The sequence below is a fragment of the Variovorax sp. GW531-E2 genome (assembly GCF_059423125.1).
Window position 1 is genome coordinate 109864 of the sequence record NZ_JBWKXQ010000010.1, and the last position, 15963, is coordinate 125826.

The 15963-nt window shown below is 62.2% G+C and carries 15 protein-coding genes; 12 read left to right on the forward strand and 3 right to left on the reverse strand.

Features of this window, described 5'->3' with window-relative positions; all coding sequences use genetic code 11:
* The first annotated feature begins 11 nt into the window (after positions 1-11).
* From AC07XP_RS09435 to AC07XP_RS09480, 10 genes are all read left to right on the forward strand, one after another.
* Entirely contained in the window at positions 12-1784 is a 1773-nt protein-coding gene (locus tag AC07XP_RS09435; RefSeq protein ID WP_495264481.1) for an FAD-dependent monooxygenase, read from the forward strand.
* On the forward strand, positions 1781-2740 hold the full coding sequence (locus AC07XP_RS09440; RefSeq protein WP_495264482.1) for a 3-carboxyethylcatechol 2,3-dioxygenase: 960 nt from the start codon (positions 1781-1783) through the stop codon (positions 2738-2740). The genes AC07XP_RS09435 and AC07XP_RS09440 overlap by 4 nt, the downstream gene beginning before the upstream one ends.
* A gap of 11 nt (positions 2741-2751) precedes the next feature.
* Positions 2752-3540 carry a 2-keto-4-pentenoate hydratase gene (gene mhpD / locus AC07XP_RS09445; protein WP_495264483.1) on the forward strand — a complete coding sequence of 263 codons (789 nt, stop codon included), beginning with the start codon at positions 2752-2754 and terminating at the stop codon, positions 3538-3540.
* A 58-nt stretch (positions 3541-3598) separates the two neighbouring features.
* A complete protein-coding gene (locus AC07XP_RS09450) occupies positions 3599-4549 on the forward strand; it encodes an acetaldehyde dehydrogenase (acetylating) (protein ID WP_495264484.1) in 951 nt (316 codons plus the stop codon).
* A 10-nt stretch (positions 4550-4559) separates the two neighbouring features.
* Positions 4560-5630, forward strand: a complete 1071-nt coding sequence (gene dmpG, locus AC07XP_RS09455) for a 4-hydroxy-2-oxovalerate aldolase (RefSeq protein ID WP_495264485.1) — start codon at positions 4560-4562, stop codon at positions 5628-5630.
* A 24-nt stretch (positions 5631-5654) separates the two neighbouring features.
* Positions 5655-6524, forward strand: coding sequence for an alpha/beta fold hydrolase (locus AC07XP_RS09460; protein WP_495264486.1), 870 nt, complete (start codon positions 5655-5657; stop codon positions 6522-6524).
* 106 nt (positions 6525-6630) lie between these two features.
* Positions 6631-7737, forward strand: a complete 1107-nt coding sequence (locus AC07XP_RS09465) for an alcohol dehydrogenase catalytic domain-containing protein (protein ID WP_495264487.1) — start codon at positions 6631-6633, stop codon at positions 7735-7737.
* 25 nt (positions 7738-7762) lie between these two features.
* On the forward strand, positions 7763-8308 hold the full coding sequence (locus tag AC07XP_RS09470; RefSeq protein ID WP_495264488.1) for a cupin domain-containing protein: 546 nt from the start codon (positions 7763-7765) through the stop codon (positions 8306-8308).
* A gap of 32 nt (positions 8309-8340) precedes the next feature.
* Complete coding sequence (locus AC07XP_RS09475; protein ID WP_495264489.1) at positions 8341-9027, forward strand: flavin reductase family protein; 687 nt, start codon at positions 8341-8343, stop codon at positions 9025-9027.
* 35 nt (positions 9028-9062) lie between these two features.
* A complete protein-coding gene (locus AC07XP_RS09480; protein WP_495264490.1) occupies positions 9063-10046 on the forward strand; it encodes a Bug family tripartite tricarboxylate transporter substrate binding protein in 984 nt (327 codons plus the stop codon).
* A gap of 126 nt (positions 10047-10172) precedes the next feature.
* On the opposite strand, the gene AC07XP_RS09485 is transcribed toward AC07XP_RS09480, so the two are convergent.
* From AC07XP_RS09485 to AC07XP_RS09495, 3 genes are all read right to left on the reverse strand, one after another.
* Positions 10173-11540, reverse strand: coding sequence for a DUF1214 domain-containing protein (locus AC07XP_RS09485; RefSeq protein ID WP_495264491.1), 1368 nt, complete (start codon positions 11538-11540; stop codon positions 10173-10175).
* 159 nt (positions 11541-11699) lie between these two features.
* On the reverse strand, positions 11700-12803 hold the full coding sequence (locus AC07XP_RS09490) for an NAD(P)-dependent alcohol dehydrogenase (protein ID WP_495264492.1): 1104 nt from the start codon (positions 12801-12803) through the stop codon (positions 11700-11702).
* Positions 12804-12858: 55 nt separating this feature from the next.
* The gene (locus AC07XP_RS09495) at positions 12859-14349 is read right to left on the reverse strand and encodes an aldehyde dehydrogenase family protein (protein ID WP_495264493.1); all 1491 of its coding nucleotides are present in this window, start codon (positions 14347-14349) and stop codon (positions 12859-12861) included.
* Positions 14350-14582: 233 nt separating this feature from the next.
* Between AC07XP_RS09495 and AC07XP_RS09500 the strand changes: the two genes are divergently transcribed.
* Positions 14583-15536, forward strand: a complete 954-nt coding sequence (locus tag AC07XP_RS09500; RefSeq protein ID WP_495264494.1) for an AraC family transcriptional regulator — start codon at positions 14583-14585, stop codon at positions 15534-15536.
* Positions 15537-15613: 77 nt separating this feature from the next.
* Positions 15614-15892: a hypothetical protein gene (locus tag AC07XP_RS09505; protein WP_495264495.1), complete on the forward strand. Its 279-nt coding sequence runs from the start codon at positions 15614-15616 to the stop codon at positions 15890-15892.
* Positions 15893-15963 lie beyond the last annotated feature (71 nt).

Consider the following 15963-nt stretch of genomic DNA (forward strand, 5'->3'; position numbering starts at 1 on the left):
GAGGATCCATCGTGAATCGACCGGAACAGTTCCAGACCGACGTGCTCGTGGTGGGCACGGGGCCCATGGGTGCGACGACCGCGTTGGCGCTGGCCACCTACGGCGTGCGCGTGCACGTGGTGAACCGCTTCAATTGGACAGCGAACACGCCCCGCGCCCACATCACCAACCAGCGCGCCGTCGAGGTGCTGCGGGATCTCGGCGTAGAAAAGGAAGCGCGACTGGAAGCCACGCCTTGGGAGTGGATGGGCGACACCCTCTTCACCACCAGCCTCGCGGGCCCGGAGATTGCACGCTTGCGCACCTGGGGCACGGGGGACGACCGCATCAGCGACTACCTGCAGGGCAGCCCCTGCACGATGCTCGATCTGCCGCAGGACAAGATGGAACCGCTGCTTGTGAAGAATGCGGCCGCCCGTGGTGCCGTCTTCTCGTTCAACACGGAATACCTTCGCCACGAGCAGGACAGTGAAGGTGTCACCGTCTTCCTGCAGGACAGGGCGACAGGACGCGAGTACCAGGTCAGGGCGCGCTACCTCGTGGGCGCCGACGGCGCGCGCTCGAAGGTCATGGACGATGCAGGCCTGCAGGTCGAGGGTCAGCTCGCACGTGCCGCGACTGCCTACGTTTTCTTCAAGGCGGACCTCTCGCGCTACGTCGCGCACCGGCCCAGCATCCTTTACTGGATCGTCACATCCAATGCGGCCTTCGGCGAGATCGGCATGGGCTTGCTGCGCGCCATCAACCCCTGGGACGAGTGGATCGCGGGATGGGGTTTCGACATGAACAAGGGCGAACCCGATTTCTCTCCCGAAGAGATCAAACGCAAGGTGCGCCTGCTGGTCGGCGACCCGGACCTGGAGTTCGAGGTGAAGAGCACATCGGTCTGGTACGTCAATCAGGCCCACGCGCCGATCTACTCCAAGGGGCGTGTGTTCTGCGGGGGCGACGCGGTGCACCGCCATCCGCCATCGTCCGGGCTGGGCTCCAACACGTGCATGCAGGATGCATTCAACCTCGCCTGGAAGCTCGCCTTCGTGGTCAAGGGTTACGCCGGCGAACGGCTGCTGGACTCGTACACGTTGGAACGCGCGCCAGTTGGCGCGCAGATCGTCGCGCGCGCCAACCAGTCTCGCATCGACTATGCGCCTTTGAACCGGTGCTTCCGCGATGCCGATGCGGCCGATCCCGTCGAAGCGGGCCTGCAGAAGCTCGCTGACCCCGGTCCCGAGGGCCTTGCTCGCCGGGCGGCGTTGGCAGATGCGCTCAAGGTCAAGAACTACGAGTTCAACGCCCAGGGGGTCGAGCTCAACCAGCGCTGCGTGTCTGCGGCAGTGATCCCGGATGCTGGTGCGGCCGAGGAGGTCTGGAGGCGCGATCCGCAGCTCCATGTTCAGGCCACGACGCGTCCAGGCGCGAAGTTGCCTCACGTCTGGCTGGTCGGCGCCGATGGTCGCCGCGTATCCACGCTCGACCTGGTCGGCAAAGGACGCTTCACGCTGCTGACGGGAATCGCCGGCGAGGCCTGGGTGAACGCAGCAGCGGCAATAGACCGCCCGTACCTGCGAACGCTGGTCATCGGCGCTCCTGGGACCTTGGACTCCTATTGCAGCTGGCAGGAACTGCGCGAAGTGGACGAGGCCGGCGCAATCCTCGTGCGGCCCGACGGCGTTGTGGCTTGGCGTCAACACGCAGCCGCTACTGACGTAAACGGTGCGAAGGTTGCGCTGGAGCGCGCCCTCGCTGCTTTGCTCGACGCAGACCCAGTGGCGGATCGTCCATGACCCGCCGTGCGTTCCTCGGGATGTCTCATTCGCCGCTGATGGGACTGAACCCGGTTCCCCCGGCGGTCGAGAGCGACCTGAAGGCCGCAATTGCCACAGCACGCGAGCACGTCCTGAAGTTCGATCCCGAACTCATCGTGCTGGTGGCGCCCGACCACTACAACGGCTTCTTCAACCAGCTCATGCCGCCGTTCTGCCTCGGCACGCAAGCCCGCGCAGTCGGCGACTACCTATCGCCCGCAGGTGAACTCAACGTCGACGCCAGGATCGCTGAAGCCCTGGCCGCGCACTTGATGGAGGAAGACTTCGACATCGCGGTGTCCCGGCGCATGGAGGTCGACCATGGCTTCTCTCAGGCACTGCAGTTGCTGTGGGGGGGCCTGGAAACACCGCCCCTGCTTCCGCTGTTCATGAACGCGGTGGCGCAACCTGGAATTCCACGACTGCGCCGCTGCCGTGCCCTGGGCCAGGCCATTGGGAGGTATCTGGACGGGCGTCAGGAAAGAACCTTGCTCATTGGCTCGGGCGGCCTGTCGCACGAGCCTCCGGTGCCGACGCTATCCCACCCTGACCCTGCGGTGCGTGAGCGCATCACCGTCAAGAGCGAGCCCACGCCCGCCGACCGAGAGGCCAAGACGCAGCGCGTCATGGCCGCGGGCCGAGCCCTGGCCGAGGGCTCCAGCGCCATGAAGCCCATCAACCCAGCGTGGGATCGACGCTGGATGGACCTCCTGCCGCAGGGCACCGCGGGCCTGGACGAGCTTTGCGCGTCGACCGAGCAAAGCATCGAGCAAGAGGGCGGCCTTTCCGCTCACGAATCGAAGACTTGGCTGGTCGCTCGCAGTGCGCTGCGCACCGATCAGGGCGTTCCTTGCACCTTCCGCCACTACCAGGCCATCCCGGAATACATCGCTGGCTTCGGCCTGATGTTCCTCGAGCAGCCGTCTCTTCAATGAAAGCGAATCCCATGGACAAACGAATCGAACAATGGGCCGAGCGCCTGCGCCAGGCGGAGCAGCAGCGCGAACCGATCCCGCCACTGCGCGAGGAGATCGGCGACGACGCTGGTGGCGAGCTCGCCTACGCCATTCAGCAGGCCAACGTCGCGCATGCCGTCGCCCACGGGCGACGCGTGGTCGGACGAAAGATCGGACTCACCTCGTTGGCCGTGCAAAAGCAGTTGGGCGTCGACCAGCCCGACTTCGGCACGCTCTACGCCGACATGCTCTACGGCGACGACGAGATCGTGCCGCTGTCGCGCACGCTGCAACCCAAGGTCGAGGCCGAGGTTGCGTTGGTGCTCGAGCGCGACCTGCCCGCTGCGGACACGACCCTCATCGAGCTGATGAGTGCCGTCGCCTATGTGCTGCCGGCCATCGAGATCGTCGGCAGCCGAATCGCGAACTGGAACATCCGGTTCACTGACACCGTCGCGGACAACGCCTCCAGCGGCCTCGTGGTGCTCGGGGGTGTGCCCACGAAGCTCGACGGCTTGGACCTCAAGTTCTCCAAGATGACCATGCAACGCGGCGAAGAGTCCGTGTCGAGCGGAAGTGGCGAGGCCTGTCTTGGTCATCCCCTCAATGCAGCGGTTTGGCTGGCACGAAAGCTCGCGGCGCTGGGACAACCGCTGCGTGCCGGGGACCTGGTCCTCACGGGCGCCCTCGGTCCGATGGTGCCCGTCGTCGCAGGCGATCGGTTCGAAGCGCGTATCGAAGGCGTCGGCACCGTCCGCGCGCGCTTCGGCAACGAGTAACAGGCGAGACGCTCCTTCTTCATTCACACCGGCAGCCCGTGGGCTGCGAGAGGTATTCATGACACGAAAACTCAAGGCCGCAATCATCGGCAGCGGCAACATCGGGACCGACCTGATGATCAAGATCCTGCGGCACGGCAGGCACATCGAAATGGGCGCGATGGTGGGCATCGATCCCGCATCTGATGGCCTGGCGCGTGCCACGCGCATGGGTGTGGCGACGACGCACGAAGGCGTGGCCGGCCTGGTGAAGCTGCCGGTGTTCGCGAACATCGACGTGGTGTTCGACGCCACTTCCGCGGGGGCGCATGTCAAGAACGACGCATTCCTGCGCCAGCACAAGCCCGAGATTCGCCTGATCGACCTGACGCCCGCCGCCATCGGTCCGTACTGCATTCCGGTCGTCAGTGGAAGCGCACATCTCGACGCGGCTAACGTCAACATGGTGACCTGCGGTGGCCAAGCCACCATTCCGATGGTCGCGGCGGTGTCCCGGGTTGCCAAGGTTCACTATGGCGAGATCGTTGCGAGCATCTCGAGCAAGAGTGCGGGCCCCGGCACGCGCGCCAACATCGATGAGTTCACCGAGACCACCTCGAAAGCCATCGAGGCTGTCGGCGGTGCGGCGAAGGGCAAGGCCATCATCGTACTTAACCCGGCCGAGCCGCCGTTGATGATGCGTGACACCGTCTACACGCTCAGCGAACTGGCGGACGAGGACGCGATCTCCGAATCCGTCGAGCGCATGGCCAAGGACGTGCAGGCCTACGTGCCCGGCTACCGCCTCAAGCAGCGGGTGCAGTTCGACAGGATCGAGCCCGGCCATCCGATTCGCATTCCCGGTGTGGGCGCGCGGCTGCACGGCCTGAAGACCTCGATCTTCCTGGAAGTCGAAGGTGCAGCCCACTACCTGCCGGCCTACGCCGGCAACCTCGACATCATGACCAGCGCCGCGCTGCGCACTGCCGAGTCAATGGCAGAACGGATGCTCGCGCCCGCAATCGTTTGAAGGAACTACCGTGAGCAACCCAACCAAGAAAATCTACATCTCGGATGTCACGCTGCGCGACGGCAGCCACGCGATCCGCCATCAATACAGCGTCGAACAGGCCAAGCAGATCGCCAAGGCCCTGGACGACGCGAAGGTCGATTCCATCGAAGTCGCACACGGCGACGGCCTGCAAGGCGGAAGTTTCAACTACGGCTTCGGCGCGCACACCGATGTGGAATGGATCGAGGCGGTGGCCAGCGTCATTCGCCACGCCAAGATCGCCACGCTACTGCTGCCGGGCATCGGCACCGTCCACGACCTCAAGGCCGCGTACGACGCTGGCGCGCGCATCGTGCGCGTCGCCACGCACTGCACCGAGGCGGACATCTCCCGCCAGCACATTGAATACGCCCGCCATCTCGGCATGGAGGCCGTCGGCTTCCTGATGATGAGCCACATGACCACGCCGCAGGCGCTGGCGCAGCAGGCCAAGCTGATGGAGAGCTACGGCGCGACCTGTTGCTACGTGGTCGATTCCGGCGGTGCGCTCAGCATGAACGACGTGCGCGACCGATTCCGGGCATTCAAGGACACCTTGCAGCCGGAGACCCAGACGGGCATGCACGCCCACCACAACCTAAGTCTCGGCGTAGCCAACTCGATTGTCGCGGTGGAGGAAGGGTGTGACCGAGTCGATGCAAGTCTTGCTGGCATGGGCGCTGGCGCCGGCAACGCGCCGCTCGAAGTCTTCATCGCCGCAGCCGCCCGTCTTGGCTGGGACCACGGCACTGACCTCTACAAGCTCATGGACGCCGCAGATGACATTGTTCGTCCATTGCAGGATCGCCCTGTGCGCGTCGACCGCGAGACGCTCGCGCTCGGCTACGCCGGCGTCTATTCCAGTTTCCTGCGCCACTCCGAGGTAGCTGCGAAGAAGTACGGCCTGAAGACCGTCGACATCCTCGTGGAACTCGGCAAGCGCCGCATGGTGGGGGGTCAGGAAGACATGATCGTCGACGTGGCGCTCGATCTCCTGGCGAACAAGCCTACTCAACCTGGATCACCTGAGGCGGTTTCTGCGGCCCTTGCCAGTTCCTGAGATCTCTTTGAAAGACAGCACCACATGACCACCGAAACCACGACCATCACTGACGCCTCGACCAGCCGCCTCGTGCGCATTAAAGAGGGAGATCTCGACCTGCAGCTCCACTACAACGATGCAGGCAAAGGCGAGCAGACCGTCGTCATGCTGCACGGCTCCGGCCCCGGCGCGAGTGGTTGGTCGAATTTCCACCGCAACGTCGAGCCGCTGGTCTCGGCCGGCTACCGCGTCATCCTCATGGACGCTCCTGGTTGGAGCAAGAGCGACCCCATCGTGTCGAAGGGGTCGCGCTCCGACCTCAATGCCACGGCGTTGAAAGGCCTGCTGGACGTCCTGAAGATCGACAAGGCTCACCTCATCGGCAACTCAATGGGCGGCCACAGCGCCGTGGCATTCGCTCTCGCGAACCCATCGCGCGTTGGCAAGCTCGTGCTCATGGGCGGCGGCACCGGCGGTGTCAGCTCGTTCGTTCCCATGCCCACCGAAGGCATCAAGCTCATCGGCGCGCTATACCGCGATCCCAGCATCGAGAACCTGAAGCGAATGATGAATGTGTTCGTGTACGACACCAGTGCGCTGACTGAGGATCTCTTCCGACTGCGATTGGACAACATGTTGTCGCGCCGCGATCACCTCGAGAACTTCGTCAAGAGCGCCGAAGCCAACCCGAAGCAGTTCCCCGACGTGGGCCATCGCTTGGGCGAGATCTCGGCCGAGACGCTGGTGATCTGGGGGCGCGACGATCGCTTCGTGCCGCTGGACACCGGCATGCGCCTTGTTGCAGGGCTTCAGAAGGCCGACTTGCACGTGTTCAGCCGTTGCGGGCATTGGGCGCAGTGGGAGCACGCCGAGAAGTTCAATCGCATGGTGGCCGAGTTTCTGGGCCGCTGAGCGCCGAAGCGAGCTTCAGCCGGGGCTGCTAACCAGCCTCCGCCGATTTGCGCCTTCCCCCCGGGGCGCGCCAAGTACCGGGCTACTGCGGATCAAGGAGACAAAGATGACAAAGTCGATGCGTGCTGCGCGCCTGCATGTCGAGGGCCAGCCTTTTCAGGTGGATAGCGTGCCGGTGCCCGAGGTCAGGCCGACCGATGTACTGGTCGAGGTGAAGGCCGCCGGCGTGGTGCCGAACCTGCGCAATGTCGTGACCCACTATTCGCAGTGGTTTCCGTTCTTGCCGTTGCCTCGCCTGCCGGCGATCTATGGACTCGACTCGGCTGGCGTCGTCGCGGCCGTGGGCAGCCAGGTGCGCTCGGTCAAGGTGGGCGATCGCGTGTACGTGAATCCGGGGCTGTCCTGCGGGAACTGTACGGCTTGCCGACGGGGTGAGCCCATCAACTGCACGTCGTACACGTTCCAGGGGTACTTCGGGTTCGGCGCAGGCTCGCAGCAGATCTTCGAGGATTACCCCTACGGTGGCTTCGGTCAGTACCTTACCGCCCCTGCGGCGAACCTGGTCAAGCTGCACGACAGCATCACCTTCGAGCAAGGTGCTCGCTTCGGCTATCTCGGCACCTCGTATTCCGCGCTGCGCAAGGCGCAGTTCGCGCCGGGTCAAACATTGCTGGTCGACGGCGGCACCGGCACCCTTGGCCTGGGCGCGGTCATCCTTGCACTCGCGATGGGCGCGTCCAGGATTTTCGCGACCGGTCGCAATACAAGTCTTCTCGAGAAACTCGGCAGCCTCGATCCACGCATTGTCCCGATTGAGCTCGGCAAGCGGCCGACGGCCGAGATCGTCATGGAAGCAACAGGCGGATATGGCGTCGATGCGCTGATCGAGGCGCTGGGTCCGAACGCATCGCCTGCGACGGTCCTTGACTCGTTCAATGCGCTTCGCCGCGGCGGCAAGGCCGTCAACATTGGCGGCGTTGCAGATCCGATTCCGCTCGAGCCCTTTCCGCTGATGTGCCTGCAAAAGTCATACATCGGCTCCCTTTGGTTCACGACGGCCGAAGGCCAGGATATGGCGGACATGGCCCATGCGGGCACGCTGAACCTCGGCGTTTTCGAGCATGAGCGCTTTTCGCTCGACCGGGTGAACGAAGCGCTCGAAGCGGTAGACAAGCGCGGCGGTGGTTTCACCAACGTCGTGATCATGCATTGATCGTTGCAACGAGCAGGAGGCAAAAATGGAAATCAGACGCATCGTGACTGGGCATGTGGCATTGGGGAAATCTGTGTTTGCATCGGACTCTGCAACGCCGCGCATTCACCGGTTCGAGCACGTCCCTGGGTTTGAGACCTCGCTCATCTGGAGCACGGACGAACCGACGGTCGTGCCCGCGAAAGGCACGCGCGACCCTGCAGCCGACGCAACCTCATGGGTGCCCGAAAAAGGCGGGACCCGCCTCATGGTCGTCACATTCCCACCGGACAGCGTGATGGCCGCGCCGAACTTCGATCCTGCCGCTGCGGGCGCGGAGTATATGAAAGCGATTCCCGGACTCGCCGAGCGCTTTGAGGTTGATCATCCAGGCATGCACACGACAGACACCGTCGACTACGCCATGCTGCTGAACGGGGAGATACATCTCGAACTGGACGATGGCGAACGCAAGTGTCTCAAACCGCATGACGTCGTGATCCAGCAAGGCACGCGCCATGCCTGGCGCAATCTCGGTGCAGTCCCGGCCACCATGCTCTTTGTGCTCGTTGCCGCAACACGTCAGGCCTGATCTCTTTCCGATTCAACTCAAAAGCAAGAACCATGTACTACGAACCAGGAAACATTCCCCACGGCCTCAAGCATGACCCGTTCAAGTCCTGCGTCGTGCCTCGCCCGATCGGATGGATCTCGACCGTCGACGGCAAGGGCAATCACAACCTTGCGCCTTACAGCCAGTTCCAGAACGTGACGTTCAATCCGCCGATCGTCATGTTCGCCTCCAACCAGGACAGCAAGGGAAATCGAAAAGACACTGTGCGCAATGCCGAGGAAAGTGGGGAGTTCGTTTGGAACATGGCGACATGGGATCTGCGCGATGCGGTCAACATCAGCGCGCAGGAGTTGCCTCTGGATGTGGACGAGTTTGAACTTGCCGGTCTTGAGAAAGCTCCCTCTCGCCTGGTGAAAGCGATGCGGGTAAAGCGATCGCCCATCCAGTTTGAATGCAAGTACCTGAACACACTTCGCTTTCCTGGCAACGGCCCGATGGGCAGTGCGGACGTCGTGTTCGGCAAGGTGGTCGCCATTCACATTGCAGACGAAGTTCTGGATGCCAACGGACAGGTTGACATCGTGAAGGTGCGCCCGATCGCCCGCATGGGGTACTTCGAGTACACGTCTGTGGACTCCAAATTCAGCATGGTCATCCCAGGTGATCAACGGGCACTGTTGGGTGGCCTCGAAGGTTCACCGGACAAGGTCAACCTCGAACTCACGCGCAACGCATAAAGCGCTGCTCGCCTAAAAAAACTACAGGAGACAGAATGACAAGACAAACTCGTAGAACCCTTGCCGCCCTCGGCGTCGCGTTGATCGCGACAACCTTCGCCTTTCCGACAACTGCGCAAAGCTACCCGGAGCGTCCCATGCGTGTCAGCGTCGGTTTTCCGACGGGCACTGGTCCTGACCTTCTCGCGCGCGTCGTGGGGCTACGACTGTCGGAATTTCTCAATCAGCCAGTCGTGATCGAGAACAAGCCGGGAGCGGGCGGACAAATCGCCACGCAGCTGGTCGCAAAAAGCGCCGCTGATGGCTACAACCTTTTGATGGCTGAAGCTGGATCGGTCAGTATTGCGCCTGCGGCATTCGAGAAGCTTCCGTACATCCCGGCGCGCGAACTGGTCGGTGTGGCGGAGTTGGCATGGGCCGACTTCGTTCTGGTCGTTCCCGTCATCTCTCCATACAAGACGCTGGCGGAGATGGTGAGCGCCAACAAGGGCAAGTCCAAGCCATTGAACTTCGCAACTTTTGGTGCTGGCAGTCCCGGACACTTTGGTGCGGTGGAGTTCGGCACGCAGGCGGATGTGAAAGTGGAGCCCATTCACTTCCGCAGCACCGGCGATGCGGTCACAGCCATCATCGCCGGGGATGTCGACGGCGCTTGGGTCTCTACAGCGGTGGCGAGCGCCCAGATCAAGGGAGGGAAAATGCGCGCACTTGCGACGACCGCCAACACGCGCTCGCAGTTGCTACCGACGGTGCCGACGACGGCGGAGGCGGGTATGCCGAACCTCAACTTCTCATCATGGCTCGCCATTCTTGCGCCCGCAGGAACCCCCGAGGCGGTATTGGACACGCTAAGTCGCGGCCTCGTACGAACTGTTCAGGTGCCTGAGGTTCGACAAAAACTGATCGAGGCGGGATTTCGTGTGACGGGTGCGGGCCGAAGTGAAACTGATCGGATGCTAAAGGCAGAAGCGCTGCGCTGGGGGGCCATCGTCAAGACCTCAGGCTTCAAGGGCGACTGAGCAACGACTACTTTTTCACCTGAGATCGCGCAGGTCTGCGATCCAAACGCCTAACTCTTGGCAGAGAGATTGTGATGGCCCTTCGAACGCCTCGATATCAGCACGATCTTCTGCCGGTCCGCAGCATCAGGTCGACTGGAACTGAATGTCAGGCAACGACCACGAGCGGTCGAAATAGGACTCCAGAGGGCCAAAGAGACGGAAATAGGCGAACCAGGATTTCCCAGGTGTCGTTGGAATCCAGTTCTTCTCGAGGCCGGACGGCGGTGTCGGGCCCAAGACAATGTCAATGGAGCCATCGGCGTTCTTCTGCAGATCCTGGCGCGATGAGCGGTCGGCGAGCTGCTGCGCGTTTTGAATCAATCCGCGGGTCTGCGTGTCGTACAGCGTGATCGACCAGAACAGCTTTGCCGGTACGTTCCGCGGCACGCGAAGACGATAACTGCGCTCCCCATGGAATGAGGCGCCCGTCGCATCGTAGTAGGCAGCGAGATAGGCTGCGCCGGCCCCAGGCGTCTTGGTCAGTACGGCCGCCGACGTGCCGGTCACTTCGTAGAAGAACGCGGTACGCTCCTCGAACAGCGTGCCGCCGGGCACATCTTGCTCGTTGTTGAAATTGGGGGCGATGAGGTACTCCCAATGAGCGTCGGGGCGGTAGCGCATGCCCGCAATGCGCTTCTTAAATGCGAGGGTCTTCGCAATCGCTTCACCCAAAACCGCGGCGTCTTCCAGGATCGATTTCTGTCTTTCGTCTGGATTGAATGACCGGTCGGCCTCGATGCCAAGCTGCTTGAGCATGGCGGCAAAGAAACGGTCGCGTTCCTCGACCGGCTCTCCTTGGATTGCATTTGCCAGCCGCTGCCAATAGGGAAGGCCCAGCGGGTGCGCCATGCTCGTCAGGTCTCCCTGCGGATTGAACCGCAGCAGGCGGGTGCTTGCTGGTGCGGGCTTCTGACCATAGGGGTGAACCTTGGTGGCGGAGAAAACCGCCTCCACTTTCTTGAGGTCTGCATCGAGTCCACGGCAGAACATGAGGACCTTGTATGTTCGTGACCGCAGGACATGCGCGCCGCTCGGAATGTCCGACGGAGCCTTCTGGCCCGGGCCGAGGAGAACGAAAACGGCACCGTTGCCGGCATCCGGCCCTGTCATGCCGACATCGCACAGAGGGCGATCCCACCAGTCGATCAACGATCCCGCCGTTGCCCCCCGCGGGTAGTGCAGGACGAGTGGTTGCTGCGAAAGATTGAAATAGGCGAACACATAGGGAGTCGTGACATTCGAACCGAGCATCATGCTGACGTCGCGGTACCCCGACACCAAAACGAGATCCCCGCTGCGCGCACCGGCGTTGTCCACCAGCATCTGCCGCGCGCTTTCCACCCCGACGGTCGGGATCGCCCAGAGATAGCTCATGGCAGCGCTCTGGTGGTCCAGGGCGTCGTAGAGGTCTTTCGCAGTTTGAGGCGTGGGCATCCCGAGATCGAACGTCAATGAGTCGACTTGCTTACCGATGTCGTTTCGCGTGCTCACCGCTTGAGTGGCAGCGCAACCCGTACTCAGCGCCGCCAAAGACGTAGCCATCTTGATTGCCCCTCTTCGATTCACCGGCATGAATGCTATTCCTTTCTAAGGTTTCTTCTACAAAGCGTGTCAGCTGGGAAAACGAAGTACGGCCTTGACCGTTCTGCCGCGCTCGCCATCCTCGACGGCTTCGTTGATCTGATCGAACTCATAGAACTTGATCAGCTTGTCGAATGGGAAGCGGCCCTGCCGATACAACTCCACCAACTTTGGGATGAACAGGTCGGGCACTGAGTCACCCTCGCAAATGCCGCGGATCTTCCGGCCGAGAAGAAGTCCCCAGGTGTCCAGGCCGATCTCGCTCCCGAATGCGGGTGCGCCAATCATTCCGCACTCGCCCATGATCTGGATTGAATCGACGGCCTGGCGCAATGCCAGGAGGTTGCCCGAGGTTTCAAGCGAGAACTGCGTCCCGCCGCCACCTGTGATCTCCTGGATCTTCTTGACCGGATCGTCAACCCGCGGATTGATGACATGTGTTGCACCCAGCTTGAGCGCGAACTGGAGCCGTGCTTCGTTGGGATCGACACAGATCCGGATGGCGCACCCGGTCACGTTCGCTCCCAACAATGCCGAAAGACCGACAGAGCCCGCGCCATAGATCGCGATCGAATCACCTGCCTGCGGACGCAGTGAGTTGATGACTGCGCCCGCACCGGTCTGCACGCCGCAGCCCAACGGCCCCATGAGTTCGAGAGGCACATCGGAAGGGATCTTGACCACGCTGCGCTCGGTGCCCAACGCATATGTCGCAAAGGAGGACTGACTGAAGAATGCCCCGTGCACGACCTCGCCGTCCTTGTGCATGGTGGGTGTTCCATCCATGCGCGCGAAGCCGAAGTTCGCCTTGAAGAAGTGCCGACAGTACATGGGCTTGCCGGTCTGGCATGTATCGCAATGGCCGCAGGAGTTGCAGCTCATCACGACATGGTCCCCTGGCTTGAGCTTGCTCACCCGGCCACCGACTTTTTCAACGACGCCTGCGCCTTCATGGCCGTATACCGCAGGAAATGGGGTCGGCACGACCTGGTCTCTTGGCAATGTGTCGGTGTGGCAGATGCCGCAGCTTTTCATGCGGATAAGGACTTCATCGTCCCGCGGGTCCTCCAGCTCGATCTCTTCGAGGGCGAACTTGCCACCCTTCTCGTGCATGACAGCGGCAGTGATTTTCATCGGAGGACCTCTTGGGATAGTTGGGGTTGAAAAGGCTGGTGCACACGTGGCCGGTTCATGATTTCGGGGCAAACCAGGGCTGGGCCACTTGCGTCTGGACCGTCACGGCCTTCAGATGGGTGTACATGTTCAGCGTCTCGTGGCAGTACTCGCTGCCGATCCCGCTTTCCTTGAAACCGCCGAACGGCGAGCCGCTGGCCAGATTGAAATAGTGGTTGATCCACACCGATCCCGCCTGCAGCCGATCGGCGGTCTCCCATGCGTTGCGCAAGTTGGAGGTGTACAGGCCGGCGGCCAGTCCGTAGCGCACCCCATTGGCTTCCTCGATCATCTGGTCGTAGTCCTTCCAGCGAATAACGCTGAGCACTGGCCCGAAGATCTCTTCCTGCGCGATGCGCATTCGGTTGTGCGCCTCGAACACCGCAGGGGTGATGAAGTAGCCTGCCTCGTGCCCGTCCACGGGAACACGCTTTCCACCGGTTACCAGGCGTGCGCCTTCGGCCTTCCCGATGTCGATGTAGCCGAGCACGCGCTTGCCTTGTTCGGCCGACACAAGGTTCGACAGCACCGTGTCCGGTGCAAGACCTGAGCCGATCCTCACGCGCTCCATTCCGGCGACCAGTCGTTCCATCACCGAGTCGTAGACCGCGTCATGCACGAACAGCCGGGTGCCCGCGAGGCAGGACTGGCCGTTGCAGTACATCGTCGCGAACATCGCGTTGTCGACCACCGCATCGATGTCGTCGATGTCGGGAAAGATGATGTTCGGGCTCTTGCCGCCCAACTCCAGTGAAACGGGAATCAGCCTTTCGGCGCCAGCACGAGCAATGATTCGGCCGACCTCGCTGCTGCCGGTGAACGCCAGCTTCGAGACGCCCGGGTGCGCAGTCAAGGCGGCGCCAGCTTCCTCACCAAAGCCGGGCACGATGTTGATGACGCCGGGTGGGAAGATCTTGGCAACATGCTTGCACAGCTCCAACGTACTGAGCGAGGCGTTTTCGTCTGGTTTCAGAACGATGGTGTTGCCTGCGGCTACCGCGGGAGCAATCTTGAAGGCGGTCATGATCGCCGGCACGTTCCACGGGATGATCTGCCCGCACACACCGTACGGCTCACGCTTGGCGACCAGGTAGCCGCCGGGAATCGGGCGACCGAAGCCTTCGTGCGTGATTGCCGCAGCCGCAAAGTAGCGGTACTGCGAAACCGCGAAGCGGTGGTCCAGTTCGGTTTCGAACAAGCGCCGGCCGATGTCGATCGAATCGATGCGTGCGAGCCGCGGCATGTCGGCCTCCACGGCGGCCGCAAGCTTCAGGAGCAGCGCAGAGCGCTCTTCCGGCGGCGTGGCACGCCAGGCCGGAAAGGCACTTGCCGCGGCTTGCACTGCCGCATCGACTTCGACCTTGCCGCATCGTGCGATGCGTGCGAGCTGTTCGCCCGTGCTCGAATGCCGGGCTTCGAAGCTCTGGCTGGTGATCGTCGGCTGGAACTCGTTGTTGATGAAAGCGCTGTAAGTCTCGGAAAGGCCGAGTTCGTGGGACAAGCTCATCAGGTACTCCTGCATGGGTGAAGGGGCTGGCAAACTGCTCAGCTGGCGCCAGTCTTGCTGAAGATTCGATGCGCAGCGATCCGAATTACGCCGGCTTGTCCGCTTTGCGCAGGTCGCTAGCCCCGGGTGTCCCCTGATCGCGTGGCGTGCGGCCACCAGAACGCCCGTGTAGAAAATGGACCGCTTGCTGCACAATGTCCAGAGTTGCCGGTCGGTACGCTAAAGAGGCGAACATGCACTATCAAACGAGAGATCTCGACGAGGCGATTGATGCTGTGGGTGCTGTGTACTGTCCGCATGAGCTGCATCTTGACCGCCGGGCAAGGATGCTGGATACCCGGCTGAGTGCCACCGAAGCAGGGCCTCTTCCGATCGTTCGACTTGCTTACGGAGCTCGCGTGGAGGTCGACGCCGGCGAGTTCCCCAAGCTATTTCTCTTCATGCGGTGTACAGCGGGTGAAGCTGCGGTATTCCAGGGCAACCGCACGTCAGCCTGGCATGAAGGGGCGACGATCCCGGTATCGGCTGGGCGTCCGACGCGTTTCGACTTTGGCCCCAGCTTCGAGCAGATCACTTTGAGGCCCGACGCGGCCGCCCTTGAAGCCTGCTGCTCCAATCTCGTTGGCCGACCGCTCGACGATGGGCTGAAGTTCGACCTGGTGCCATTCTCTCCAGAGCTCGAGCGCATATGGACTGGCATCCTGGATCTGGTCAAAACACTGCCGGGTTCGCTGCCGGCACCGGCGTATCGATCGCTGGAGCTGTTCGTGCTGACATCCTTGCTCCATGGGCATCCACACAACTATTCGGGATGGATGCGAGGAGAGCAGCCGGTCTCGCGCCCCGCCCGCTTGGCCAGCCGCGCCGAGGCGCTGATCCACGATCACGTTGGTGATCTGTCCTTGACTGTTTTTGATATTGCCTCTTCGCTCGGGATCAGCGTGCGCGCATTGCAATGCGCATTTCAGCAGCATCGTGCGACTACGCCCATGGCTTATCTGCGGAAGATTCGTCTTGGCCAGGTTCGTGAGCAGCTTCTGAATGTCGCGGATGAGCAGACGGTTACCGACATTGCGTTTGAGCACGGCTTCTTTCACCTGGGTCGCTTTGCGCGGGAATACAAAAAGCAGTTCGGTGAAGCTCCGTCCGATACATTGCGTGTACGCCGTGCAAGAACGACGAACTGATTCTTCAAGAATTTGTCGGAAGCCGCTGAGTCCCGTTCGAATGTTCGGCGTTTCGAACGGTCCCCAAGAACGCGGAGGTGCTCTATCGAAGCAGTCTGGCGGACGAACCCACGTATGCCCACGCGTACCTGAGTCTTGGCTTCATGCTTTGCGAAGCCGGTGAGTTTGATGCGGCTGCGTTGCTTTACCAAGAAGGGTTGCAGTACCCCGACGATCTACTGATGCATTTCAATCTCGCGGTGGCGCTCGAGGTTTGCCTCAGACGTGGACGGCGCATTGGCAAGCTAAAAAAAGGGGCTTCGGCTGCAGTTGGAACCCCTCGACGCCCATCGGATGCGGCCCTGCAGTATGCGTAATAGTCTGACGAAGGCCGTCCTTGCCTGATGCGCGGGCCGCGGGAAGCATCTGACCCGAATCGCAGACCCGC

Coding starts and splice junctions, on each gene's coding strand:
- AC07XP_RS09495 (WP_495264493.1), bottom strand. CDS start 14,349: ATGAGCTTGTCCCACGAACTCGGCCTTTCCGAGACTTACAGCGCTTTC.
- AC07XP_RS09450 (WP_495264484.1), top strand. CDS start 3,599: ATGACACGAAAACTCAAGGCCGCAATCATCGGCAGCGGCAACATCGGG.
- AC07XP_RS09470 (WP_495264488.1), top strand. CDS start 7,763: ATGGAAATCAGACGCATCGTGACTGGGCATGTGGCATTGGGGAAATCT.
- AC07XP_RS09440 (WP_495264482.1), top strand. CDS start 1,781: ATGACCCGCCGTGCGTTCCTCGGGATGTCTCATTCGCCGCTGATGGGA.
- mhpD (WP_495264483.1), top strand. CDS start 2,752: ATGGACAAACGAATCGAACAATGGGCCGAGCGCCTGCGCCAGGCGGAG.
- AC07XP_RS09465 (WP_495264487.1), top strand. CDS start 6,631: ATGACAAAGTCGATGCGTGCTGCGCGCCTGCATGTCGAGGGCCAGCCT.
- AC07XP_RS09500 (WP_495264494.1), top strand. CDS start 14,583: ATGCACTATCAAACGAGAGATCTCGACGAGGCGATTGATGCTGTGGGT.
- AC07XP_RS09480 (WP_495264490.1), top strand. CDS start 9,063: ATGACAAGACAAACTCGTAGAACCCTTGCCGCCCTCGGCGTCGCGTTG.
- AC07XP_RS09490 (WP_495264492.1), bottom strand. CDS start 12,803: ATGAAAATCACTGCCGCTGTCATGCACGAGAAGGGTGGCAAGTTCGCC.
- AC07XP_RS09460 (WP_495264486.1), top strand. CDS start 5,655: ATGACCACCGAAACCACGACCATCACTGACGCCTCGACCAGCCGCCTC.
- AC07XP_RS09475 (WP_495264489.1), top strand. CDS start 8,341: ATGTACTACGAACCAGGAAACATTCCCCACGGCCTCAAGCATGACCCG.